We start from the raw sequence: 22,099 nt of genomic DNA, 5'->3' as shown, positions 1-22,099 counted from the left end.
TCAAGTACAAATCAACGAGGGCATCGGCCGGACCTTTGCCACCGCGCTGCGGTCGTTTCTGCGCCAGGACCCGGACGTGATCCTGGTGGGCGAGACGCGCGATCTGGAGACGGCGCAGATCAGCATCCGGGCGGCGCTGACGGGCCACCTGGTCTTCTCGACCCTGCACACCAACGACTGCCCCTCGACGGTGGCGCGGCTGGTGGACATGGGGATTCCGCCCTTCCTGGTAGCCTCGGCCCTGCTGATGGTGCTGGCGCAGCGCCTGGGACGCAAGGTGTGCAAGGACTGCCGGGAGCCGTACGGGGTGGACGAGAGCACGCTCCTGCCCTACGGTCACCAGCCCAGCGGCCGGGGGACGGTGACGCTCTACAGGGGGCGGGGTTGCACGGCGTGCAACTCCACGGGGATGAAGGGGCGAGTGGCGATCTACGAGATCATGCCCGTCACCCCGGAGTTGCGCGATATGATCCTAAAAGGCGCATCGAGCGCCGAGCTCAGGGCGACGGCGCAGTCGCAGGGGATGAAGACGCTGCGCCAGGCGGGGCTGCTCCAGGCGCTCGAGGGCATCACCACGATCGAAGAGGTCCTGCGCGTCACCGTCGCGGAATAGTCTGGTCGGTGGTGCCACGTGCCCGGAGCGGAGTATCCTTCGGGTCCATGGAAGACCGGCGCCCCGACCCCTCCCTCGCCGCCGACCTCGCCGCTCTGACTGGCGCGATCGAGCGCTGGGCCGCCGACCTCGCCCTCGCCGAGGAGCCTGCCCGCTTCATCGCGGCGCTGGAGGCCGGCGCGCCTCCGAGCGCACCCGTATGACCGGCTGGACCATCGAATCGCTCGCGGCGGACATCCGCGCGCGACGCATCTCGGCCGCGGAGGCCACCGACGCCTGCCTGGCCCGCATCGAGCGGCTCGACCCGATCCTGTGCGCCTTCATCAGCGTCGACGCCGAGGGCGCGCGGCGCGCCGCCAAGGAGCGGGACGCGGAGCTCGGGGCCGGTCGCCTCCGCGGGCCGCTGCACGGCGTGCCGCTCGCATACAAGGACCTGTGCTTCCTCCACGGGTTGCCGGCGTCGTGCGGGACGCGCACGAAGGAGTACTTCATCGCCGAGCGGGACTGCACGGCGGCGGCGCGCCTGGCCGCGGCGGGGGCCATTACCCTCGGCAAGCTCAACATGGCCGAGCTCGCCCTCGGCGCCTTCGGCGACAACCCGCATCACGGTCACGTGCAGAACCCCTGGAGCGCCGGGCGCTGCGCCGGCGGCTCCAGCAGCGGCTCCGGCGCGGCCGTCGCCGCCGGGCTGGCGCTGGGCGCCCTCGGCACCGACACGGGCGGCTCGATCCGGCTGCCGGCGGCCTGCTGCGGGATCGTCGGGCTCAAGCCCACCTATGGCCGCGTGAGCCGGGCCGGCGTGATGGCCCTGTCGTGGTCGAACGACCACGTGGGCCCGATGGCGCGGACCGTGCGCGACGCGGCGCTGCTGGTCCGGGTCATGGCCGGCCCCGACCCGGACGATGCCACGTCCAGCCCTCGGCCCGTCCCCGACTACCTCGAGGGCATCGCGCGCGATCTCCACGGTCTCCGCGTTGGCGTGCCCGAGAACTACTATTTCGAGGGCGTCGACCGGGCGTTCGTCGAGGCTGTGGAGGAGGCCGCGCGACAGCTGGCGCGGCTCGGCGCCACCCGCGTCCCTCTCCGGGTGCCCGATCCGCAGCCGCTGGTCGACGTCACCGGTCTCATCACGCGCGCCGAGAGCGCCGCCATCCACGCGCGGATCGCCAGGGAGCGCCCGCACGAGCTCGGACCCGTGGTGCGCGCGCGGCTGGACGTCGGCTTCCACATCTCGGCCCACGACTACCTGCAGGCCCTCCGCCTGCGGGCGCGGATGGCGCGGGAGTTCGTGCACCGGGTATTCGCCGACGTGGATGTGCTGGTGGCGCCCACCGTGCCGGAGCCGGCGCCGCCGCTGGCCGAAATCACCGGCGCGCCCGTGGAAGCCGTGATCGCCAGGATGGGCCGCTTTTCCCGCCTGACCCGACCCTTCAACGGGCTGGGCTTGCCGGTGCTTGCGCTACCGTGCGGCTTCTCGGGCTACGGGCTGCCGCTCGGACTGCAGATCGCCGGCCGCCCCTTCGACGAGACGACCGTGCTCCGGGTGGGGCACGTGTACGAGCAGGCCGCCGGCTGGTTTACGCGTCGCCCGGCGCTGGCTTGAATCCCGGGGCCGGCCGGTAGCGCTCTCGCAGGGTCGCCCGCGAGATCCAGAGGCGCCGCGCCCGATGATAGGGTGTTCGGCGCAGGCGCCGGGGGCCGGCCGGGTGGACCGAGGCCAGGAGCGCGCGCTGGTAGGCCGCCACCAGACGGGGCCAGGCCGGACCGCCGAGTTCCGGCTGAAAGCCGAGGCGGGCGAGCCCTTGATGGAATATCGTCGTCGCGGCGAAGGCCTGCACGTCCTTCAACGCCCCGGATTCTGCAAGCGCGGCAAGGGTGCGGAGGGAGGCGATGAGCCGACGGCGAAACTCGAGCCCGACGGCCAGCGGTGACAGGCCGTTCCCGTGCAGCGCGGCGATCCGCTCGTTGTTGAGGTGCAGGATCCCTATGCGCTCGCCACGGCGGATCGGGGTGCCGCCGCACAGCTCACGAGCTCGTCGGCTCCGCCGGATTTCGAGGCAGAACGCCGAGCCGATCTCGGAGTGGGGACGGTCGAGGCCATGGGCCCAGCGGTACGCTCGGTCATAGAAGACCACGGCCCAGCGGTAGAAGAGCCGCGCGCGCCCGCCCGGGGTCACCCCACGGTGCGGGGCTCCATAGTTCCTGGGACGTGAGAGCGGGAGATGACGGGACTGGCCATCTATCACCTTGTCGCCGGTGCGGGCCTGACCGCGCTCGGCCTGCACACGCTGCTCAACCACCTGACGCTGCCGCGGCTCCAGCGGATGCGTGCGCTCGGGCCCCTGCCCCGGATCTCAGTCCTGATTCCCGCGCGAAACGAGGCGGAGCGAATCGGTGCATGTGTCGGTGGCTGGGCAGCCCAAGCCTATCCGGACTACGAGGTGGTTGTCTATGACGATGAATCCACCGACGACACCGTTGCTCGTGCGCTCGCCGCCGCGGGGTCAGCACCGCACGTTCGGGTGATCCGCGGCGAGCGCCTGCCCGAGGGTTGGCGCGGCAAGCCCTGGGCCTGTCACCGGTTGCGCAGCCACGCGCGCGGCGAGCTCCTCGTCTTTGCCGACGCCGACGTGTTCCCCGGCCCGACCGCGCTCGCCCGCACCGCGAGCGCATTGGACGCCCTGGGGGCCGACGCTCTCTCGGCGGTGCCCGTCCACGAGGGCGGAAGCCTGGGCGTGCGCGCGCTCGTCGGGCTCCAGAACTGGGCCGCGCTGGCCTTCGTACCCTCCTGGCTGCCGGCGGCGCGGCGCTGCCGGTGGCTGGCGGCGATGACGGGACAGTTCATCGCCATTCGCGCCGATGTCTACGACGCCTGCGGCGGGTTCGCGGCGGCGCGGGGGTCACTGGCCGAGGACGCGGCGCTGGGGCGCCTGTTGGTCGCGGGCGGCTTCCGCGTGCGCCTGGTGGACGGCGCCCGTGTGCTCCGATGCCGGCCGTACGCCACGGTGGGCCCGCTGTGGCGCGCCAGTGCGCGCAATCTGTTGCCGGTCTTCTTCGACTCCCCGGCGCTGCTGCTGCTGGCGCTGGCGGGGCTCGGTGCGCTCTGCCTGGGACCGCTCGCCGTTCTGGGGCTCGGCGCGATATTGGGGCGCGGCGGTTGGCTGTGGACCTGGCTGCCGCTGGCCGAAGTCGCGCTCGCCATCATCCCCCGCGCGGTCTCCGACCTCCGGGCGGGATATGCTCCGTGGCTGGCGCTGCTCCATCCCTTCGCCGTCGCGGCGCTCGGGGCGATGGGCCTCGATTCGATCGCCCGCTTCCGCCTCCGCCGCGTGGTGGAGTGGCGCGACCGTCAGTACGATGTCGCCGCCTGAGGGGCGCCGGCCCGAGCGGCGCATCCGGGCACGACCGCCAACATGCGCTCCCGCCGCGCCGCCGGCAGGGGCTCGTGCGTGATCCACTCGCAGAACTCCCGGGGTTGTTCGAACGCCCACTCGGCCACGCGCGCGGTGACGGCAAAGCCCTCGGCCAGCTTCCGATCGGCCAAACGACCGAAGACGGTGATGAGCAGGCGCGCGAGGGCCGCGGCGACGGGCTGATCGATCCGGACACGCGCGGTCAACACCTGCTCGATGCCGTTGCCGTTCGGCCGCAGCTCGACCACCGTCAGGGCGCTGCCGCTGATGGTTCCCAGAATCCGTCCCGAGTGCTCGCCCCACGAGAGCACGACGCGGCGGACCGGCTCGCGCACGATGACGCGGTACATCCCGTGCGAGCCGTCGTTATCGGTGGCCCGGTACCAGTCGTCGTCGAGGGCGTCGACCTCGTAGCGGGCCAGTTTTCGGAAGCGCGCCGCCGCCGCCGTGACATCCGGAGCGTCCACGAACGCGTTGTAGAGCTCGAAGGGCACGTGCGCCGGGCGGCCCCCGACGGTGCGGGTCAGCGTGGGCTCGATCCAGATGCGCTCCACGGCGGCCACGACGTCGGGCGGATAGGCCAACCGGGGCCCCAGAAACGGCGGCCACGGGACCGCGGACGTGTCGGCTGCGGCCGGGGCGGCACAGGCGACGAGGAGCACCAGCACGGCCCCCCTTTTGACTTTTCGTCCCACCAGGCCTGTGCGACACTGAGGATGTCGTTCGGCCGTGATCGAGAGCCCCCCGGGGGCTCTTTCGTTTTGTCGCCCACTTAGTCGCGAAACTGAGGTGCTCATGCGCTACCGCGCACTGTTCCTGGCGCTCGTCATTGTCGCAACATGGCCGATCGACGCCAAGTCCCTCTGGCTCGATCCCACCCAACTCGAACGGCTCAATCGCGGCGAGGTCGTGCTCCTCGACGTGCTTCCACCCGGCGCGACCACTGGACCGGTCCAGGGCGGCACCGCCCTGGCGCGCGTGCACGCCTCTCCGGAGACCGTCTGGCGCGTTCTAGTCGACTACCGGCGCCACCCTGGCCTCTATCCGCGGGTCGTCGACACCGAGGTGCTCAAGGCCGACCTCGAGCACGCGCTGGTGCGCTACGTGGTCGGCGTCGGGCCCCTTTTCTTCGGCTTCCACGTCAACAACTATGTGGACGCGGCGCGGCGGCGCATCGAATGGCGCCTGGCCCAGGAGCGGCGGAACGATCTCTTCCGTGACAGCTGGGGCTACTGGCAGATCGAGCCGCGCGGCCCGGATGTCGTGTTGACGTATGCCATGGCCGCGCGCACGGTGCTCCCCGCATTCGTCACGCGCGGTGCCGAGCGGGACGGTCTCGTCGAAACCCTCAAGGCCGTCCGCGAGCGCGCCGAACAGGCCCGCTGATCCGCGCCTGCCCTACGCGGGCCACCGCTGGCCCCCGCCGGGGCGACGCGTATCATGACCCGCTGATGGCTCAGGCCCCATCGCGACCCGTGCTGGAATACTCCGCGGGCGGGCTGGTGGTCGACGACCGTGGGCGCGTCCTGCTCATCCGCGCTCGTGACCTCCATGATCGCCCGGTCTGGACGCTGCCCAAGGGGGCACTGGCGGCGGGCGAGACGAGCGCCGCGGCGGCGCTTCGCGAGGTGCAGGAGGAGACCGGCTACCGTTGCCAGGTGGTGCGCGAGCTCCCCGCGGTCACCTACTGGTTCCAGCGCCGCGGCCAGCGCGTCAAGAAGACCGTGAGCTGGTTCCTGATGCGGCCCCTCGACAAGGTCAGCGACCACGACCACGAGGTCGACGAGGTGGCGTGGGCAGAGCCGAGCGAGGCTCTGGCGAGCCTCAGCTACGACTCCGACCGGAAGCTGGTCGCTTCGCTGTCGGCCACGCCGGGCTAGCCTCAGTCGGAGGGGGCCTCGACGGCCCCCTCCGAGGCCTCCCCCAGGAAGGATTGCGCGGGCAAAGCCCGCGCTCGAACGGTGGCGACTCCGATGCGGCCCTCTCCAACTAGGGCCGTGTCGAGCGTGGGATACTCGGCGTCCGGGCCGGTCAGCGAGCGCGCCTTCACCTCGACAAGGGTATACGTGGTCCCGAGGCAAGAGAGTGGAACAAAAGGGAGGTGGCATGGTGAGCACGCCGACCAGCGCTCCGTCCGATCTGGCCGGGCAGGTCGCTCTGGTCACGGGCGCCGCCCGCGGCATCGGGCAGGCGATCGCGCTGGCGCTGGCCGGGGTCGGCGCCGACGTGGCCGCCCTCGACCTCGAGCCGCCCTTGGAGACGCGGCGCCGCGTGGAGGCGCTCGGCCGTCGGTGTCGCGCGCTCACCGCCGACGTCGGTAATCGCCCCGCCGTGGCCGACGCGGTCAACCAGGCCCTGGCACACTTCGCCCGCCTCGACATCGTCGTCAACAACGCGGGCGTCGTGGAGCGGCAGAGCCTTGAGCAGCTGGACGAGGCCACCCTGCAGCGCGAGCTCGACGTGATCGTGAGGGGGACGATCCTGGTCTCCCAGGCCGCCTATCCCCACCTCAAGGGACGCGGCGGCGCTATCGTGAACATCGCGTCCGTCTCCGGCATGGCGGGGGGAGCCGTGGCGCGCCCCGGCGACTCGCTCGTCGCGCGTGGGGGGCGGAGCGGTCCCGCCTACGCCGCCGCCAAGGGCGCGGTGATCGCCTTCACCCGCTGGCTGGCCAAGGACGCCGGCCGGTACGGCATTCGCGTCAACGCCGTCGCGCCGGGGCCGGTGGAATCGGAGATGACGCGCGGCTTCGATTACGACGTCGCCCTGCAGCCGATCGCGCGCATGGGCCAGCCTGAGGACGTGGCCCAGGCGGTCGTCTATCTGGCCTCCCAGATGGCCAACTACGTCACCGGGCAGGTGCTGGTCGTTGACGGCGGCGTCGTGATGGACTGAGCGAGCTCGCCCAAAGGAGGTTCTCCCGGCCCCCGAGTCCTTCCGTGCCAGAGCGTCCATCGGGTTCCGGGCGCCCTTCACTAAGTGATTGTTTCGATTAGGGGACCCGCTTGGTATCGGCCTTGCCCTGTCCGATCACGGTGGAAACCGAGTTCGGCCGGGGCACGACCTTTGTCATCGAGCTACCCGCGCTGACTCGCCCGGCGCCGGTCCCTGGCCCCGCCGACGTCGAGGCGTGGCGGGCGATCACCCCCAAGGCCATGCTCGTGGTGGATGACGAGCCCGACATCGCCGCCACGCTGGCCAAGCCGCTGCGGCGCGACGGCCATCAGGTCGACATCGCGACCCGTGGCCTCATGGCGCTGGAGTTGCTGGCGCGGCGGTCCTATGACCTGGTGCTCAGCGATACCCCGATGCCGAATCTCGACGGCAAGGGCTTCTACCGCCACCTCGAGCGGCGCTTCCCCGGCCAGCTTCAGCGGCTGATCTTCACCACCGGTGACCTACTGGATCGGGAGAAACGCGCATTTCTCGAGTCGACCGGGGTGCCGTATCTCGCCAAGCCGTTCGATCTCAGCGAAGTCCGAACGGTTGTTCACCGTGTGCTCGCTGGTGCGAGTGTGGCGAGGTCGCCCCAGCCGTGAAGCGGATCCTGGTTGTGGACGGCGACACCGAGATCGTCGGCCTGCTCAAGGAGTACCTCCAGACCCGCTCGACCGCGGACCAGTACGTCGTGGAGACGGCCGCGGACGGCATCGAGGGCCTGAACGCCGTGAGCCGTGCGCGTCCCGCCCTCGTCATTCTGGACATCGACAGGCCGGGCATAAACGCGATGGAGGTGCTCCGGAAGATTCGCAGCCGGGACGCGACCATCCCCGTTGTCATGCTCACCGGCAGCACCGATGTCTCGGTAGCCGGCCAGACCCTCAAGGATGGAGCCGTCTGCTACGCGCCGAAACCGCTGGACTTCAAGTATCTCGATCACTTCCTCGCCTTGTCCTTGAGAGGTCCGGGGCGGTCTCGCCCTCGGTGAGGGAACAAGCGTCGAGGCCTGATCACCACCACGCCCTCCTGCGGGCCGCGCCGAGCGGTAGGACCTGCCCAGGAACTGTGCAAAGTGCACATGTCTAGTGCAGCGGTCCAGCGATGCTTGTTGCTAACATTGCGATCTTCAAGGCTCCGGGTAGGGCATCACTTTTGCCAAGTGGATCACCGTGAGCCGCCTCCTTTTCGTCGTCACGCGGATAGACTCGGAACGGTATGAGTGGCTCAAGTCCGCGTTCGCCCATGATGCGACAATCGAGGTAGTGTTTGACCGCCGTGAGCGTGAGCGGCGGCAAGGTGACATCCCGCCCCCGGTAGAGCGCCGGGGCCGGGATCGACGCGTCCGGGACATCAGCTACGAGTTGCGCCGGCTCGGATATGCGCTCGTCAGACGTGACGCTCCTCGGTGAACGCGGTGCGCCGCACAACCAGGAATGCCCGGTCGTGGCAAGCCCTCAACAGCTGCGGTCGCCCTCCGACCTGTTCGCAACCCCGTCAGGTCAGGAACAGGACCGGAGGCGAGACACGAACCCCATCGCGCAGGATCGGGCCGGGAAGGAGGCGGTCAGCACTGGTCACAGCGGGCTGGTGCAGTGCGGGCAGCGCCGGGCCCGGATCGAGATCTTCATGGCGCAGTGGGGGCACTCCTTCTCCGTCGGCGCGGCCGGCGCGGGCTGGCGGCGGGCGCTGTTGATGCCCTTGACGACGAAGAAGAGCGCCCAGGCCACCAGGAGGAAGTTGATCAGCGTGTTGATGAAGATGCCGTAGTTGATGGTGGCCGCCCCCGCGTCCTTGGCCGCTTTGAGCGACGGGTAGGTGCCCCCGCCGAGGACGATGAACAGCTCGGCGAAGTCCACGCCGCCGACGAGCTTGCCCAGCGGCGGCATGAGGATGTCCTTGACGAGCGACGCGATGATCGCGCCGAACGCGCCTCCGATGATGACTGCGATGGCGAGGTCCACCATGTTCCCCTTGAGCGCGAACTCCCTGAATTCCTTCAGCATGCGGCACCTCCCTTTCGTATGGCCTCCCACACACGGGCGGGGGTGAGCGGCACCCGGGTGATCTCGACGCCGCGATCGGCCAGCGCGTCCTCGACGGCGTTGGCAATCGCTGGGGGCGGCGAGATGATCCCGCTCTCGCCGACGCCCTTGATCCCGAGCTCGTTGATCATCGAAGGATAGTCGAGCGGCACCACCTCCAGCGCCGGCACCTGATCCGCCTTGGGCAGGCCGTAGTCCATCAGGCTGGCGGTGAGGAGCTGGCCGCGCTCGTCGTAGACCAGCTCTTCCGTCAGCGCCGTCCCGATGCCCTGCACGATGCCGCCGTGGAGCTGGCCCTCGACCACCGCGGGATTGATGGGGCGCCCGCAGTCGTGGACGGCCGCGTAGGCCAGCAGGCGCACCCCGCCCGTCTCGACATCCACCTCCACCACGCAGGCGTGAGCCCCGAAGGCCCAGGTCACGGTTCCCGGATGGAAGAAGACGCACGCCTGGAGGCCCGGCGCCCGCTCGCCCGCCAGCGAGCGGCTCCGCAGCGAGGCCCGCGCCAGTTCGCCGAGACCGACCCCCCGGTCGGGGAATCCCGCGACGTGAGCGCGTCCGGCCGCGAGCACGACGTCGTCGGGCGCGCACTCGAGCAGCTCGGCCGCCACCAGCCGCGCCTTGCGGGCGACCTCGCGCGTGGTGCGCGCGACCGCGGGCCCGGCGACGGCGGCGACGCGGCTGGCGATGGTGCCCATGCCGAAGCCGATGACCGTCGTGTCGCCGCCCACCACCACGATCCGGCTCGGATCGAGCCCGAGCTCGGCGGCGCACACCTGCGCGAGCGTCGTCTCGTGCGCCTGCCCCTGCGACGAGACGCCGACGAAGAGGTAGACGGTGCCGTCGGGGTCCACGCGGACGTCGGCGCCTTCGAAGGGGCCGATGCCCGTACCCTCGACGTACGCGGAGATGCCGATACCGATCGGGCGGGCACTGCCGTGCCGCTCTTGCTGTTCCTGCCGCCACTGGCGGTACCTCACACGCTGCAGCGCGAGGTCGAAGGCGGCGAGGTAATCGGCGGGGTCGTAGACGATCGGCATGCCGTCGCGGTACGTCAGCCCCGTCCGGTACGGCATCTCCTCGCGCCGGATCAGGTTGTGCCGCCGCAGGTCGGCCGGGTCGAGGCCGAGCGCGCGAGCTCCCCGATCGAGGAGTCGGTCGAGCACGAAGGCGGCCTCGGGCCGGCCGGCGCCCCGGTAAGCGCCCGTGAAGTTCTTGTGGGTGACGACGTTGGTGGCCGTGCCGCGGTAGTTGGGGACGCGGTAGGGGCCGGGCAGGTGGTTGATCGTGTTGAGCGCGATCACATCGCCCAGCGGCGGGTAGGCCCCGTGATCGCGGACGAACGACGTCTCGAGCGCGACGATCGTCCCGTCCTTCCTGAGGCCCAGCCGGGCGGCGTGCCGCTGGTCGCGGTCCGGCGCGGCGGTCAGGAAGTGCTCGCGGCGCGTCTCCACCCACTTGACCGGGCGCCCCAAGCGGCGGGCCACGGCTGGGATCAGCAGGTCTTCCGGGTAAACGTGGCCCTTGCCCCCGAAGCCGCCGCCGACGTCGGGCGCGATTACCCGCACCCGTTCCTGGCTCAGCCCCAGCACGGGCGCCAGCGCAGCCCGCACGGCGTACGGCACTTGCGTGGAGATCCAGACGGTGAAGAGCCGGTCGAGCCCGTCGGGCAGGGCGAGGACCCCGCGCGGCTCGAGGGGCATCGGGGCCACGCGGGGCAGCACATAGTCGGCCTCCACGATGACGTCGGCGTCGGCAAAGCCCCGTGTCGCGTCGCCAGCGGCGCCCGTCGCCGGCCCCAGCACGTTGTCGGGCCAGTCCTCGAAGACCCGGGGCGCTCCCGGCGCCAGGGCCCGATCGACGCTCGCGGCCGCCGGCAGCACCTCGTACTCGATCGCCAGCGCCTCTGACACGTCGGCGGCGCGGTAGACGTCGTCGGCGACCACGACGGCCACCGCTTCGCCGACGTACCGGACCATCGGCCCCGCGAGAGCGGGGTGAGCGTAGGGGCGCAGCCGTGGGGAGGGTACCAGGGCGGGGACCGCGCCGCCGCCGCACTCCGGCAGCTCGGTGATCGTCAGGACGGCGACGACGCCGGACCGGCGCATCGCCGGCGCGGCGTCGATGCTCACGATCCGGGCGTGGGCGTGGGGGCTCCGCGCGATCACGGCCTGCAGGGCGCCGGGCACGCGGAGGTCGTCCAGGAAGCGTCCGTAGCCGGTGAGGAGTCGCCGATCTTCCTTACGCTTGACGGAAGAGCCGATAGGCGAGGTCATGCGGGCTGTGGCACTATGGGCGCAGTATAAACCGCCGCTCGGCCGAGCCGCGGAGGAGGGAGTCGCCCTATGAACTACCGTCCGGTCGTGGGCTGGGGGCGTCTGCCCGAAGGATGGTCCTTCGTCGAGGCGACGAGCGTCGCGGTCGACGCGAAGGACGACGTCTGGGTCTTCAACCGCGGCCCGCATCCCGTCATCCAGTTCGACCGGGAGGGCGGCTTCCTGCGCACGTGGGGGGAGGGTGTCTTCCGGCGGCCGCACGGGGTCACGATCGGTCCGGACGGGACGCTCTGGCTCACGGACGACCTGCACCACACGATTCGCCAGTTCACGCCCGAGGGTAAGCTGCTCCTCACGATCGGCGATCCCGACCAGCCGGCGACGCTCCAGGGCGGCCAGCCCTTCAACCGGCCCACCCACGTGGCGCTCTGCCCCAAGACGGGCGACATCTATATATCCGACGGCTACGGCAACTCGCGCGTCCACAAGTACGACCCCAAGGGGCGGCATCTGTTCTCGTGGGGTGAGCCGGGCACCGACCCCGGCTGCTTCAACCTCCCCCACAACCTCGCCACCGACAGTGAGGGGCTCCTATACGTGGCCGACCGCGAGAACCATCGGGTCCAGATCTTCGATTCCAAGGGGCACTATCTCGGGCAGTGGAATAACCTCCACCGGCCGTGCGGTCTCTTCGCCGATCGCCGCAACGGCGGCCTGTTCTACATCGGCGAGCTGCCGACGCACCTGGCGGTCAACAAGGCGGTGCCCCACCTCGGCGCCCGGGTGTCGATTCTCTCCGTAAAAGGCGAGCTGGTCGGCCGGATTGGCGGCCCCTTCTCCGGGGAGAAGCCCGGGGAGTTCGTCGCCCCTCACGGCTGTGCCGTGGACTCGCGGGGCGACCTCTACGTGGCCGAGGTTTCGTGGACGGCGCAGGGCAGCAAGGAGAGCCCGCCCCGCGAAATCAGATCGCTCCAGAAGCTCGAGCGCCGCTGAGGGGGCCTACTGCCAGCCCAGGACGTCGTAGCCCCGCTCTCTCAAGCAGCGGTTGACGAACTGCTTGTAGACCGGGCTGGGCGCCGTCTGCTTGACCGCGCCATGCACGACCCCCGCCGTCGCGCCCGTGGCCGCGCCGATCGCCGCTCCCGCGCCGGCGCCGCGGCCGCTGACGGCGCCTCCGACCGCGCCCACCGCGGCACCGCCGGCGGCGCCGATGGCCGCGCCCCTGCCGATGTCCTTGGCCGCCGTACTCTCGACGTACTGGCTCGCCAGCGTACGGCACTCGCCGATGTCGCGCTCGGCCTGCTCGTGCCCGACCTGCCTGAGCTTGGCGTTGGGATAGAGCACCGGCTTCTGCGTCCTGGCGCATCCGGCCAGGGCCAGCACGAGTGCGAGGATGATCGCGAAGGGGCGCCGCATGCCGGGGGTGATTATAGCCCGGTGATACACTCGTGCGCGTGGCCGCCCCGGTCCCCGACATGTTTCGCGCCTACTTCGCGACTCTCGAGGAACAGCGCTGGCCGGCCCCTCCCGACAACCCCTTCGACAACTGTTTCGGGTGTGGGCCCGGCCACCCCACCGGACTCCGTGTCCGGTGCTTCAAGACCGACGAGGGCGTCGCCTCGCCGATCCTCATCCCGCGCCGGTACGATGGGCCTCCGGGTGCCGCTCACGGGGGCATCGTGGCCGCCTATCTCGACGAGGTGCTGGGGGGGGCGGTGGTCCGCGCCACCGGGCGGGTCGCCGTCACCGGGGAGCTGACCGTGCGGTACGTCGAGCCGGTGCCGACCGAGACGCCGATCGTCGGTCATGGCTCGCTCCTCGCCGACCACGGACGCTACGTGGACGTGCAGGGGCGGCTTCAGGAGTTCGGCACGAACCGGCTGCTGGCCACTGCGCGGGGGCGGTTCTTCCCGGTCAGACGCTGAAGGCCGCGCGCCACGTCACTGGCGCGCGACCCGCCGCGCGGGGAACGGCTGAGCGCGCCGGACTCAGGCGCGCGAGAGCAGGGTGAGGAGAGGCGTCTGCTTGGGTGCCTCCCGGAAGCGGCAACGCAGATCGGCGCGCTCGAGGACCTCCACGTACGCGCCCATCACCATCCGGTAATAGTGGGGGTGACGGCCTCTAGGGCCGCCGTTGTACTCGGTCAGCGCATCCTTGATCGTCGGCTTGCGGGCCATAATGTCCCTGAGGTAGGCCATCGCGAACCGCGTGCTGACCGTGGGATCGGCGAGGTCGCCCAGGTCTTGCTTGCTCTTGCCGATCGCCGGCCGGCGGAACGGACCCACCGAGAACTCGAACAGGGCGGCCGTGGCGGGGAGGATCTGGAAGAGCCCGATCTCGCCGGCGGCGCCCACCGCGTCGTGCTTGAACTCGGACTCCACGTCGGCCTGGGCCAGGGCGAGGCAGTGATCGAGGTTGGAGCGCTGGGCCTCCGCGATCAGCGTCTCCGGGAAGTTCCGGAAGGCACTGATGGGGGCCTGGGGGTTCCTCTGGGCTACGTACTCGAGAATCGCGCGGTTCAGCCGCTCGGCGTCCGCCTCGCCGGCGACCGCGATGACCTGCTTCGTGAGGGCCAATCCGCTGAGAGCAACGGCGACGCCAAACGCCAAGAGCGTTAGCGCTCTGCTGAGACGCCTCATGCACGTCCCTCCTTAAAGGTCCTTACGCTTCTTTGCGATCTTCGAATCGAACGGATTTGAAGGAAGAGTCGATGAAATTCGCGCGTAATGATGGCACGGGCAACGGGGGTGCGCAAGCGCTTGGTGGCGCTCGCGGCGCCGGCTACCAGCAAAAGTGTCTAAATCGTTTCCCGCTACGGGCGAATGAGGCCTTTCAGGAAGGGCGGCGCGGTGCGATCGTCTGGTAGAAGTCAGTGGAATCGTTGTCGGTCTTGGCTCCGACCTGGCTACCGCAGTCCGCACAGAGGTAGTCGTACTTCCTGCCGGTCGGGAGCACGAGCAGGAGTTTCCGGCGTGCGGGCGTCGCGCGCCGGCATCGGGGGCAGAACAGGGTCGTCGCTTCGAACTCTCCGAAAGCCTCGCGCTCGTTCATCAGTGCGTGATTGTACCCGACACCTTGATGTCGCGCGCCTGGAGGGCTTGGAGCATTTCGATACGAGGCACCTTTTTACATTTGACTAAAATGTCATAAAGATCAAATATGTCATATTATGGCTAGACGGCAGCGGGGCACTCCATCCCCTGGGACTCGCTTCCTCACCACGCGCGAGTCGGCAGAGCGTCTAGGCGTCACCGTAAATGCACTCAAGGCGTGGATCCGGGAGCAGCGCCTCCCCGCGCTCCGAACGCCGGGGGGCCATCATCGGATCGCGGAGAATGACCTCATCGCCTTCCAGGCCCGGCTGGCCGAGAACTCCCGCGCTCCCGTTTCGACCCGGCCGCGCATTCTCGTGGTCGACGACGACGAGGCGCTGCTATCGGCGCTGAAGGAGGCACTAGGGGGGGCCATTCCCGACGCGGTCGTGCAAACGGCGACCGACGGCTACGAGGCCCTCATGCAGGTGGGCGCCTTCCGCCCCGATGTGCTCGTGCTCGACATCCGCATGCCGCGGCTCGACGGGTTCGAGGTGTGCCGCCGGCTCAAGGCCGGCCGCGAGACGGCGTCCGTCCGTATCCTCGCCATGACCGCCTACCCCGAGGGCCAGGTGCGCGAGCGGATTCGCCAGTGCGGTGCCGATGACTTCCTGGAGAAACCCTTCGCGATCGAGAAGTTCCGGTCCAGCGTCATAACGCTCCTGGGCAAGGACGCGCCCGCCTGATGGGGGTGACTCGACGGACCCTGGTGGGCCGGCGGGTCAAGGTGGGGCGGGGGAGCATCCTCGTCGTCGACGACGATCAGACGCTGACCTCCGCGCTCGGCACCTTCTTCGGCGATGCGGGATACGCGGTCACGGTCTTCCCCAGCGGTCGGGCCGCGATCAAGGCCCTTCGCGCCGTCCGTCCGTGGGTCGTGCTGCTCGATCCCCACCTGCCGGATCTCGACGGCCTCGAGGTCATGCGGCAGGCGCAGCGGCTCCCGCAGGCTCCGGACATCGTCGTCGCGACTGGCTCCGCAACGCCGGAGTCCACTCTGGTGGCCGCCGAGATGGGGGCGGCGGCGTATCTGGTCAAGCCCTTCGACCTCGCCCGCCTGGCGGAGCTGGTGGGCCGGCTCTGCGACAAACGCCGCCGCGTGCGCGAGAGCGACCAGCGGCCCGTCGCTCGGGAGCAGCAGCCGGACGAGATCGAGGTCGTCCTGGACATTGCCAAGGCCCTGGGCTCGACGCGCGAGCTCGCCTCCGTGCTGAAGGACATCGCGCGCAGAACGGCCCACGTCATGGGCGCCGAGCGCTGTTCGATCAGCGTCTTCAAGGAAGGCGGCATCCTGCCCGTCGTGTCCGAGTTCGCCGACGGCCACGTCGGCCCGGCCCGGCCGGGGAAGCTCGAGGGCCTGGCTGGGAAGGACATCGGGGAAGCGCCCGCTCTTCGGCTCGTGATCGAGCGGCGCAGCCCCGTGACGATCGACGACGTGGCGACGAGCGATCTGGCGCCCGATTCCTGGCGACGGGTCCTCAAGATGAAGTCCGTGCTGCTCATCCCTCTCCTGCGGAGCGACGAGGTCATCGGAATCTTGTCTCTGGACACCGTCACCGCGCGGCGCCGCTTCGCCGACCGCGACATCCGCCTGGCCGCGACGATCGCCAGCCATCTGACGCTGGCGATCGATAACGTCGAGTTCTTTCGACGGGCCGATGAGGAGCGGCGGCGGCTGGAGGTTCTGTACGACATCTCCCGCCGCCTGGCCGCTGTCCACGACACCGATCAGATCCTGACACTGATCGTCAACGAGGCCGAGCGGCTCCTGGGCGTCGAAGCCGCGGGGATCCGTCTCCTCGAGGGTGAGGACCTCGTCGTCCGGGCGCGGACCGAGTCGGCGGCGGCCATCATGTCGCGTCCGCGTCTCAAAGTGGGCGAGAGCCTGACCGGACAGGTGGTGGCCCAAGGCCGGCCGATCACGGTCGAGGACCTCGTCACCGACACGCGGTACGACCCGGCGCACAAGCGCGGCGCCCTGGCGCTGGGGTTCCACGGGTTCCTCGGTGTGCCCCTTCAGGTGCAGGGGACGGTGATCGGCGCCCTCAACGTCTATAGCCGGGGCCGCCGCCGCTTCACGCCCGACGAGATCTCGCTGCTCTCCGCCTGTGCCGACCAGGCGGCTATCGCCATCGAGAACGCCCGGCTCTACGACATCTCCCGGGCCCAGGTAAGCCGCATGCGGCGGCTGGCCGAGCTCAGCCAGCTCGTGACCTCCTCGCTGGACTTCCAGAAGGTCATGGATGTGGTGACACAGTCGGTGCTGGATCTGCTCCAGGCCGATCTGGTCCGCCTGTGGGTCGTCGACGAGGCCGGCGGGGTGCTGAGGATGGCAGCGTACAAGACGCGCGACGCCGCCGACATGGTCGAGGGCGGGGCGACCCCGATTCCGCTCGGGCGGGGAGTCCTGGGCTGGGTCGTCGAGCACCGGAGCAAGCGCTACTCCCCCAACCTGGCCGAAGAGGTCTTGATGGTCAACCGGTCGTGGGTGATCCAGCACGGGTATGTGGCCCACCTGGCGGTCCCCCTGATCGTCGGTGATCGCGCGGTCGGCGCGCTCTCCATGATGACCAAGACGGCGCGGCGGTTCACGCCGGACGAGGAGGAGCTGCTCGAGACCTTCGCGGCCAAGGCGGCGACGGCCATCGAGAACGCGCGCCTGCACGGCGAGACGGTGCGCCGCAGCCAGCAGCTCGACGCGCTCCTGAGCGCGGCGCGCGCCGTCATGGGCGGGCTCGACCTCCAGCGGGTGCTGGAGCGCATCATCGAGGAGGCGGCCCGCATCGCCCGGACTCCGCACGTGAAGGTCCTGCTGGTGGACAAGGCGGCCGGCGTTCTCCGGGTGGACGCCGTATCGGGGGCTCAGCTGCCGTCGGGGTACGAGCTGCCGCTCGACGCCAGCTATGCGGGAACCGTCGCCACCACCGGTGAGCCTCTGTTCGTCGCCGACGTCCAGGACGACCCGCGAAACCCGATCGCCCAGCGTGACCGCGAGCTGGGCATCTGCACGTTCCTCGGTCTACCCATCCGGAAGGGGGACGAGGTCCTGGGCGTGCTCGCCTTCAACACGACCGAGCCCCGCACCTACGGCCCCGAGGAGCTGACCTTCCTGGCCTCGTTCGCGGATCAGGCGGCGGTCGCCATCGACAACGCCCGGCTCTACGAGTCGCTGGAGCGCCGGCTCGGCCGCGTGCGCACGCTGAGCCGCCTGAACCAGCTCGTCTCCTCGTCGCTCGACATGGACGAGGTGCTGCGCGAGATCACGCTGGCGGCTGCTCACCTCATGGAGGCGACGCTCGCGTCCTTCTGGGTCGCCGACGAGACGCGGCGGACGCTGGAGCTGCTGGCCTTCTCCGACCCGATGCTGGGAGCCGACCTCCCGGTCAAGCGAATCACGTTCGCGGAAGGCGCCCTGGGATGGGTGGCGACGAATCGACAGACCGCCAACATCCCCGACGTGGCCGCCGACCACCGCGTGCTCTCCCAGGACTGGTGGAAGAAGCGCGGGCTCCACAGCTACCTCGCCGTCCCCGTCATCTTCGAGGGCTCGCTGTACGCCGTGCTGGCGCTGTACGGGCGCCGGCCCTTCCGGATCGAGCTGGACGACCGGGACCTCATCGACGGCTTCGTCGCCCAGGCCGCGGTGGCCATCAGGAACGCCAGGCTCTTCGCCGAGAGCGAGCGGCGTCGCTCCATCGCCGAGGCCCTGGCCGACGTGGGGCGCGCCCTGGCCCGGTCGCTGGACGTCGCCGTCATCAGCGAACGGATCGCGGAGAGCCTGCGCGGGCTGCTCCGCGCGCGATCCTCGGCGGTCTATCGCCTGGACGCCAAGTCCGGCGACCTGGTCGTCATGGCCGGCACCGGCATGCTGGCGACCATGTTCGAGCCCAACACCGTGCTTCCGGCGGGTAGCGTGGCCCACCTCGCGGTCGCGCAGCGCCGGCCGATCGCCACCTCCGACGTCCTCGACGACCCCCAGCTGGCGATCACCGCCGACGCCCGGGCGCGCCTGAAGCCGGATGCCCATCGATCGGCGCTGGCCGTGCCGCTGCTGGTCCACGAGACGGTGATCGGCGCCCTCGGCATCGGCGACGTCGAGGGCCGCCTGTTCGATGACGAGGAGCTCCGGCTGACCCAGGCCTTCGCCGACCAGGCCGCCATCGCCCTGGAGAACGCCCGCCTCTACGAGGAAGCCCACGCCCAGCGAAAGCAGCTGACACAGATCTTCGACTCCACCACCGACGGCATCATGTTCGTGCGCCCGGACGGGCGGATCGAGGCGGCCAACCGACGAGCCGCCGAGCTGCTCGGCATCGAGGACGACGCGGTCGTGGGCGCGGACCTCATCGGCCTCCTCGTGCGGCAGGCCGCCGCCGCCGAGGCCGACGATCTGTTCGCGGCGTCGCTCCGCTCGCTCTTCAACGACGTCGGCGGCGGCGAGGGCGATCTGACGATCGCCGCGCTCACGCGGGTGCTGCACTGGGTCGCCAAGCCCACGCGGGACGCCGCCGGCGACGTGGTGGGGCTGACGCTGACGCTGCAGGATGTGACGAAGGAGCGGGAGGTGAGCCAGATGAAGTCGGACTTCGTCTCCTTCGTCACCCACCAGCTCCGAACGCCACTCTCCGGCATCAAGTGGATGCTCGAGCTGGCCGGCCAGCAGGAACACATCCCCGCCGATACCCTGACCTACATCGAGGATGCCCATGGCGCCTCCGAGCGGCTCATCACGCTGGTCAACGACCTGTTGGATATCTCGCGCCTCGAGCGGGGACGGCTCGACGTACATCCACGGCCGACCGACTTGGCGGCGCTGACGGGGGAGGTGCTGGCCGAGGTGCGGCCGCTCGCCCAGGACAAGGGCCATCGCGTCTCCGTCTCGGCCCCGGCCGACCTGCCTCCGGTGCTCGCCGATCCGCGGCTGATGCGGCAGGTGATCCTGAACCTCGCCTCCAACGCCATCAAGTACACGCGGCCCGGTGGTGAGCTCGCCGTCCGGATGAGCCGCGAAGTGTCCTCGGTGCTGTGGGCGATCCAGGACAACGGCATCGGGATCCCCAAAGAGGCCCACCGTCGCCTGTTCGAGAAGTTCTACCGGGCCGACAACGTCTACACGATCGAAACGGAAGGCACCGGGCTCGGCCTGTACCTGGTGCGGTTGATCGTGGAGCGGTTCGGCGGGCGCGTGTGGTGTGAATCCGAGGAAGGCCAGGGCGCCACCTTCCTCTTCACCCTGCCACAGGCGGAGTCACACTAATGTCAACAGATGGAAAGCGAATCCTGCTGGTCGAGGACGATCGGTTCCTTCGCCGGGCCTGTGAGGCGAGCCTGCGGCAGCGCGGGTTCACCGTCATCTCGGCCATGGACGGCGAGGAGGGGCTGCGGCTGGCCCGGTCGGAGACGCCGGACCTCATCCTCCTCGACCTGCTCATGCCGAAGCTGCCGGGCCTCGAGGTCCTGCGAGCGCTGAAGGCGGATCCGGCCACCAAGCCCATTCCCGTCCTGGTCCTGTCCAACTCGTCCCGCGAGCAGGACGTGTCCGAGGTCATCAACCTCGGCGCCGTCGATTACTGGGTCAAGGCCAATCTCTCCCTGAAGGAACTGGGCGAACGCGTTTCGCGACTGCTGGAGAGATAGGCCGTCGGGCTTCGTGATAGGATCAACGTGCCATGGCGTGTATCCTCGGCGCGCTGATCCTGCTCCTCGCCGCCACCACCCCGGCGCCCGCCACCGATGACCCGCCGCTGAGGCCCCCGCCCGCGGCCCCGTCGGCCGAGTCCCGCTACAACGACGGCCTCTCGCTGGCCAGGGCCAGCGACTGGCGCGGCGCGGAACAGGCGCATCTCGAAGCGATCCGACTCAAGGCCGCGTTCTCGGAGGCGTGGAACGGCCTCGGCCACGTGCTCCGCAAGCAGAACCGCTACGACGAGTCGGTCCGCGCCTACCGGGAGGCGTTGCTGGCCGAGGCGATCCGAAAGGCGTCGGCGCCGCGCTGACGTTCCGCGCGGCCACCCGCCGATGTTCCGCTCGCGGCTGGCGACGAAGATCACGGTTCTGATCGTCGTCGTGCTCATCATCGGCTTCGGCGCCTCCACGGTCTGGACCATCCGGCGCGAGGCCGCGTTGCTCGTGGACCAGAACAAGATCGCCGCCCGCCGCCTCACCGCCTCGATCGTCGCCAGCATCGAGGGTGCCATGCTCGAGGAGCGGCCCGACGTGACGCGGATGGTGCTCCAGGAGCTGAGGGGCTCGTCACCCATCGAAGGGCTGATGATCTACCGCCGCAACGGCGTCGAGGCCTTCACCGACCTGGCCACGCTGGACGAGGTGAAGCGCAACGCCGACATCGCGCCGGACGTCCTGGCCAACATCCGCAAGATGCAGCGGCAGCCGGCGGCCACCATGAGCGGGCCCATGTTCCAGGCCGCCCTGGAGACGCGGCGGACCCAGGAGTGGCTCGACGTCAAGAAGGGCGTTCCGCTCTTCACGCTGCTCCATCCGATCCCGAATCAAGAACGGTGTCAGGGCTGCCACGGCAGCGATCACGCGGTCCGGGCCGTGGTCCAGGTCTCGACCTCGATGGAACCGGTGTTCGCGGAGGTCCGCCGCCACCGCAACCGCCAGATCTTCATCGCGGTGCTCACGATCGTGGCCGCCGGCGCCGTGCTGACGGTCGCCATGGGTCGGGTGGTGGTGCGGCCCATCAAGACGCTGGCCGCGGCCGCGCGCCGGGTCGGCGACGGGGACTTCGACGCGCGGGCGCCGGCCTCGTCCCCGGACGAGCTGGGCCGCCTCGGCGCGGCGTTCAACGAGATGACGAGCCGGCTGGCCCGAGCCTACGCCGACCTCGAAGGCAAGAACACCGAGCTGGCCACCGCCCTGCAGAATCTCCAGGAGTCGCGCCAGCGGCTGGCGCTGCTGGAGCAGCTCAAGGGCGAGCTCAGCAAGTTCGTGCCGGAATCCGTCAAGCGGCTGCTGGAGCGCAACCCGAACGCCACCGAGCTGGAGAAGCGGAGCGCGGAGGTTTCCGTCCTCTTCCTGGACATCGCCGGCTACACCACGCTCTCCGAGCAGATGGATGCGAAAAAGCTCAACCAGCAGGTCCAGCTCTACTTCACCAGCTTCCTGGAGATCGTCCAGCGGCACCACGGCGACGTGAACGAAACGGCCGGGGACGGGCTCATGGTCATCTTCCAGTCCGACCGCCAGGCCAGCGACCACGCGCTCAACGCCACCCAGGCCGCGGTCGCCATCCGCCAGAACACGGTCGCGCTGAACGAGGAGTATGGCGGCGTCTTTCCCGCGATCCAGCTCCATATGGGCATCAACTCGGGGGAGGCGCTGGTGGGCGCCACCAAGCTCGGCCAGCGCTGGACCTTCACGGCCACCGGCCCCACCACCAACGTCGCCGCGCGCTTCGCGGGATCCGCGCAGGCCGGGGAGATCGTGGTGGGACCGGCGACGGCCGAGCGGATCCGCCACCAGTTCGTCCTGGAGAGCCTCGGCGAGCGGACGTTCAAGAACGTGTCGCAGCCGATCCGCGTGTACCGCGTGATCCCCCCGGGCGTGTACGAGAGCGTCGTCTAGTGCCGTTCCAACTTGTTGATACTAAATCTGTCCACGAACGACGTACACGGTGCCTTCCTAGGCGCGAATAGTTGGAACGGCACTAGTGCCGTTCCAACTTGTTGATACTAAATCTGTCCACGAACGACGTACACGG

At 69.9% G+C, this 22,099-nt stretch carries 23 protein-coding genes; 16 read left to right on the top strand and 7 right to left on the bottom strand.

The window, feature by feature from the left end; genetic code table 11:
* From VGV13_17960 to VGV13_17950, 3 genes are all read left to right on the top strand, one after another.
* On the top strand, window positions 1–613 hold a 613-nt coding region (locus tag VGV13_17960), incomplete at its 5' end, for an ATPase, T2SS/T4P/T4SS family (GenBank protein ID HEV8642976.1).
* A gap of 47 nt (window positions 614–660) precedes the next feature.
* Window positions 661–816, top strand: coding sequence for a hypothetical protein (locus VGV13_17955; protein ID HEV8642975.1), 156 nt, complete (start codon window positions 661–663; stop codon window positions 814–816).
* Window positions 813–2,216 (top strand): amidase, encoded by a 1,404-nt coding sequence (locus tag VGV13_17950; GenBank protein HEV8642974.1) that lies wholly within the window; start codon window positions 813–815, stop codon window positions 2,214–2,216. Before VGV13_17955 ends, VGV13_17950 begins: the two co-directional genes overlap by 4 nt.
* On the opposite strand, the gene VGV13_17945 is transcribed toward VGV13_17950, so the two are convergent.
* Window positions 2,191–2,790 carry a hypothetical protein gene (locus VGV13_17945; GenBank protein HEV8642973.1) on the bottom strand — a complete coding sequence of 200 codons (600 nt, stop codon included), beginning with the start codon at window positions 2,788–2,790 and terminating at the stop codon, window positions 2,191–2,193. The genes VGV13_17950 and VGV13_17945 overlap by 26 nt on opposite strands.
* A gap of 45 nt (window positions 2,791–2,835) precedes the next feature.
* On the opposite strand from VGV13_17945, the gene VGV13_17940 reads away from it, so the two are divergent.
* Window positions 2,836–3,984 carry a glycosyltransferase family 2 protein gene (locus tag VGV13_17940; protein HEV8642972.1) on the top strand — a complete coding sequence of 383 codons (1,149 nt, stop codon included), beginning with the start codon at window positions 2,836–2,838 and terminating at the stop codon, window positions 3,982–3,984.
* Here the strand turns inward: VGV13_17940 and VGV13_17935 are convergent.
* On the bottom strand, window positions 3,963–4,694 hold the full coding sequence (locus VGV13_17935) for a hypothetical protein (protein ID HEV8642971.1): 732 nt from the start codon (window positions 4,692–4,694) through the stop codon (window positions 3,963–3,965). The two genes, VGV13_17940 and VGV13_17935, sit on opposite strands and share 22 nt — an antisense overlap.
* A 127-nt stretch (window positions 4,695–4,821) precedes the next feature.
* On the opposite strand from VGV13_17935, the gene VGV13_17930 reads away from it, so the two are divergent.
* The 5 genes from VGV13_17930 to VGV13_17910 all read left to right on the top strand — a co-directional run bounded on the left by VGV13_17930 (window position 4,822) and on the right by VGV13_17910 (window position 7,954).
* Window positions 4,822–5,412, top strand: a complete 591-nt coding sequence (locus VGV13_17930; protein ID HEV8642970.1) for an SRPBCC family protein — start codon at window positions 4,822–4,824, stop codon at window positions 5,410–5,412.
* 65 nt (window positions 5,413–5,477) lie between these two features.
* Window positions 5,478–5,906: an NUDIX domain-containing protein gene (locus VGV13_17925; protein HEV8642969.1), complete on the top strand. Its 429-nt coding sequence runs from the start codon at window positions 5,478–5,480 to the stop codon at window positions 5,904–5,906.
* 226 nt (window positions 5,907–6,132) lie between these two features.
* Window positions 6,133–6,921, top strand: coding sequence for an SDR family oxidoreductase (locus tag VGV13_17920; protein HEV8642968.1), 789 nt, complete (start codon window positions 6,133–6,135; stop codon window positions 6,919–6,921).
* A gap of 140 nt (window positions 6,922–7,061) precedes the next feature.
* Window positions 7,062–7,565: a response regulator gene (locus tag VGV13_17915; protein HEV8642967.1), complete on the top strand. Its 504-nt coding sequence runs from the start codon at window positions 7,062–7,064 to the stop codon at window positions 7,563–7,565.
* Window positions 7,562–7,954: a response regulator gene (locus VGV13_17910; GenBank protein ID HEV8642966.1), complete on the top strand. Its 393-nt coding sequence runs from the start codon at window positions 7,562–7,564 to the stop codon at window positions 7,952–7,954. Before VGV13_17915 ends, VGV13_17910 begins: the two co-directional genes overlap by 4 nt.
* A gap of 586 nt (window positions 7,955–8,540) precedes the next feature.
* Here the strand turns inward: VGV13_17910 and mscL are convergent.
* Together mscL and VGV13_17900 are read right to left on the bottom strand one after the other, a co-directional pair.
* A complete protein-coding gene (gene mscL, locus VGV13_17905; protein HEV8642965.1) occupies window positions 8,541–8,969 on the bottom strand; it encodes a large conductance mechanosensitive channel protein MscL in 429 nt (142 codons plus the stop codon).
* Window positions 8,963–11,284: a xanthine dehydrogenase family protein molybdopterin-binding subunit gene (locus VGV13_17900; protein HEV8642964.1), complete on the bottom strand. Its 2,322-nt coding sequence runs from the start codon at window positions 11,282–11,284 to the stop codon at window positions 8,963–8,965. The genes mscL and VGV13_17900 overlap by 7 nt, the downstream gene beginning before the upstream one ends.
* A 69-nt stretch (window positions 11,285–11,353) precedes the next feature.
* Between VGV13_17900 and VGV13_17895 the strand changes: the two genes are divergently transcribed.
* Window positions 11,354–12,277 carry a peptidyl-alpha-hydroxyglycine alpha-amidating lyase family protein gene (locus VGV13_17895; protein ID HEV8642963.1) on the top strand — a complete coding sequence of 308 codons (924 nt, stop codon included), beginning with the start codon at window positions 11,354–11,356 and terminating at the stop codon, window positions 12,275–12,277.
* Window positions 12,278–12,283: 6 nt separating this feature from the next.
* Here the strand turns inward: VGV13_17895 and VGV13_17890 are convergent, their stop codons facing one another.
* On the bottom strand, window positions 12,284–12,700 hold the full coding sequence (locus VGV13_17890) for a cell envelope biogenesis protein OmpA (GenBank protein ID HEV8642962.1): 417 nt from the start codon (window positions 12,698–12,700) through the stop codon (window positions 12,284–12,286).
* Between the two features lie 32 nt (window positions 12,701–12,732).
* On the opposite strand from VGV13_17890, the gene VGV13_17885 reads away from it, so the two are divergent.
* Window positions 12,733–13,209: a PaaI family thioesterase gene (locus VGV13_17885; GenBank protein ID HEV8642961.1), complete on the top strand. Its 477-nt coding sequence runs from the start codon at window positions 12,733–12,735 to the stop codon at window positions 13,207–13,209.
* A gap of 63 nt (window positions 13,210–13,272) precedes the next feature.
* On the opposite strand, the gene VGV13_17880 is transcribed toward VGV13_17885, so the two are convergent.
* Entirely contained in the window at window positions 13,273–13,923 is a 651-nt protein-coding gene (locus VGV13_17880) for a transglycosylase SLT domain-containing protein (GenBank protein ID HEV8642960.1), read from the bottom strand.
* 193 nt (window positions 13,924–14,116) lie between these two features.
* Entirely contained in the window at window positions 14,117–14,335 is a 219-nt protein-coding gene (locus tag VGV13_17875; protein ID HEV8642959.1) for a cytoplasmic protein, read from the bottom strand.
* A 118-nt stretch (window positions 14,336–14,453) separates the two neighbouring features.
* Here VGV13_17875 and VGV13_17870 point away from each other — a divergent pair, with 118 nt between their 5' ends.
* From VGV13_17870 to VGV13_17850, 5 genes are read left to right on the top strand one after another with little or no spacing between them, the layout of a single operon-like run.
* Window positions 14,454–15,062, top strand: a complete 609-nt coding sequence (locus VGV13_17870; GenBank protein HEV8642958.1) for a response regulator — start codon at window positions 14,454–14,456, stop codon at window positions 15,060–15,062.
* Complete coding sequence (locus VGV13_17865) at window positions 15,062–19,633, top strand: GAF domain-containing protein (protein HEV8642957.1); 4,572 nt, start codon at window positions 15,062–15,064, stop codon at window positions 19,631–19,633. The genes VGV13_17870 and VGV13_17865 overlap by 1 nt, the downstream gene beginning before the upstream one ends.
* On the top strand, window positions 19,633–20,013 hold the full coding sequence (locus tag VGV13_17860; protein ID HEV8642956.1) for a response regulator: 381 nt from the start codon (window positions 19,633–19,635) through the stop codon (window positions 20,011–20,013). Before VGV13_17865 ends, VGV13_17860 begins: the two co-directional genes overlap by 1 nt.
* Window positions 20,014–20,045: 32 nt before the next feature.
* Entirely contained in the window at window positions 20,046–20,372 is a 327-nt protein-coding gene (locus VGV13_17855; GenBank protein ID HEV8642955.1) for a tetratricopeptide repeat protein, read from the top strand.
* Between the two features lie 22 nt (window positions 20,373–20,394).
* Window positions 20,395–21,963: an adenylate/guanylate cyclase domain-containing protein gene (locus VGV13_17850; protein HEV8642954.1), complete on the top strand. Its 1,569-nt coding sequence runs from the start codon at window positions 20,395–20,397 to the stop codon at window positions 21,961–21,963.
* The last annotated feature ends 136 nt before the right edge of the window (window positions 21,964–22,099 follow it).

It is taken from the genome of Candidatus Methylomirabilota bacterium (assembly GCA_036001065.1).
Lineage (GTDB): Bacteria > Methylomirabilota > Methylomirabilia > Rokubacteriales > CSP1-6 > MNEF01.
This window is presented reverse-complemented; position numbering and strand designations above follow the sequence as displayed.

Coding starts and splice junctions, on each gene's coding strand:
- VGV13_17955 (HEV8642975.1), top strand. CDS start 661: ATGGAAGACCGGCGCCCCGACCCCTCCCTCGCCGCCGACCTCGCCGCT.
- VGV13_17950 (HEV8642974.1), top strand. CDS start 813: ATGACCGGCTGGACCATCGAATCGCTCGCGGCGGACATCCGCGCGCGA.
- VGV13_17940 (HEV8642972.1), top strand. CDS start 2,836: ATGACGGGACTGGCCATCTATCACCTTGTCGCCGGTGCGGGCCTGACC.
- VGV13_17930 (HEV8642970.1), top strand. CDS start 4,822: ATGCGCTACCGCGCACTGTTCCTGGCGCTCGTCATTGTCGCAACATGG.
- VGV13_17925 (HEV8642969.1), top strand. CDS start 5,478: ATGGCTCAGGCCCCATCGCGACCCGTGCTGGAATACTCCGCGGGCGGG.
- VGV13_17920 (HEV8642968.1), top strand. CDS start 6,133: ATGGTGAGCACGCCGACCAGCGCTCCGTCCGATCTGGCCGGGCAGGTC.
- mscL (HEV8642965.1), bottom strand. CDS start 8,969: ATGCTGAAGGAATTCAGGGAGTTCGCGCTCAAGGGGAACATGGTGGAC.
- VGV13_17900 (HEV8642964.1), bottom strand. CDS start 11,284: ATGACCTCGCCTATCGGCTCTTCCGTCAAGCGTAAGGAAGATCGGCGA.
- VGV13_17895 (HEV8642963.1), top strand. CDS start 11,354: ATGAACTACCGTCCGGTCGTGGGCTGGGGGCGTCTGCCCGAAGGATGG.
- VGV13_17890 (HEV8642962.1), bottom strand. CDS start 12,700: ATGCGGCGCCCCTTCGCGATCATCCTCGCACTCGTGCTGGCCCTGGCC.
- VGV13_17880 (HEV8642960.1), bottom strand. CDS start 13,923: ATGAGGCGTCTCAGCAGAGCGCTAACGCTCTTGGCGTTTGGCGTCGCC.
- VGV13_17875 (HEV8642959.1), bottom strand. CDS start 14,335: ATGAACGAGCGCGAGGCTTTCGGAGAGTTCGAAGCGACGACCCTGTTC.
- VGV13_17870 (HEV8642958.1), top strand. CDS start 14,454: ATGGCTAGACGGCAGCGGGGCACTCCATCCCCTGGGACTCGCTTCCTC.
- VGV13_17865 (HEV8642957.1), top strand. CDS start 15,062: ATGGGGGTGACTCGACGGACCCTGGTGGGCCGGCGGGTCAAGGTGGGG.
- VGV13_17860 (HEV8642956.1), top strand. CDS start 19,633: ATGTCAACAGATGGAAAGCGAATCCTGCTGGTCGAGGACGATCGGTTC.
- VGV13_17855 (HEV8642955.1), top strand. CDS start 20,046: ATGGCGTGTATCCTCGGCGCGCTGATCCTGCTCCTCGCCGCCACCACC.
- VGV13_17850 (HEV8642954.1), top strand. CDS start 20,395: ATGTTCCGCTCGCGGCTGGCGACGAAGATCACGGTTCTGATCGTCGTC.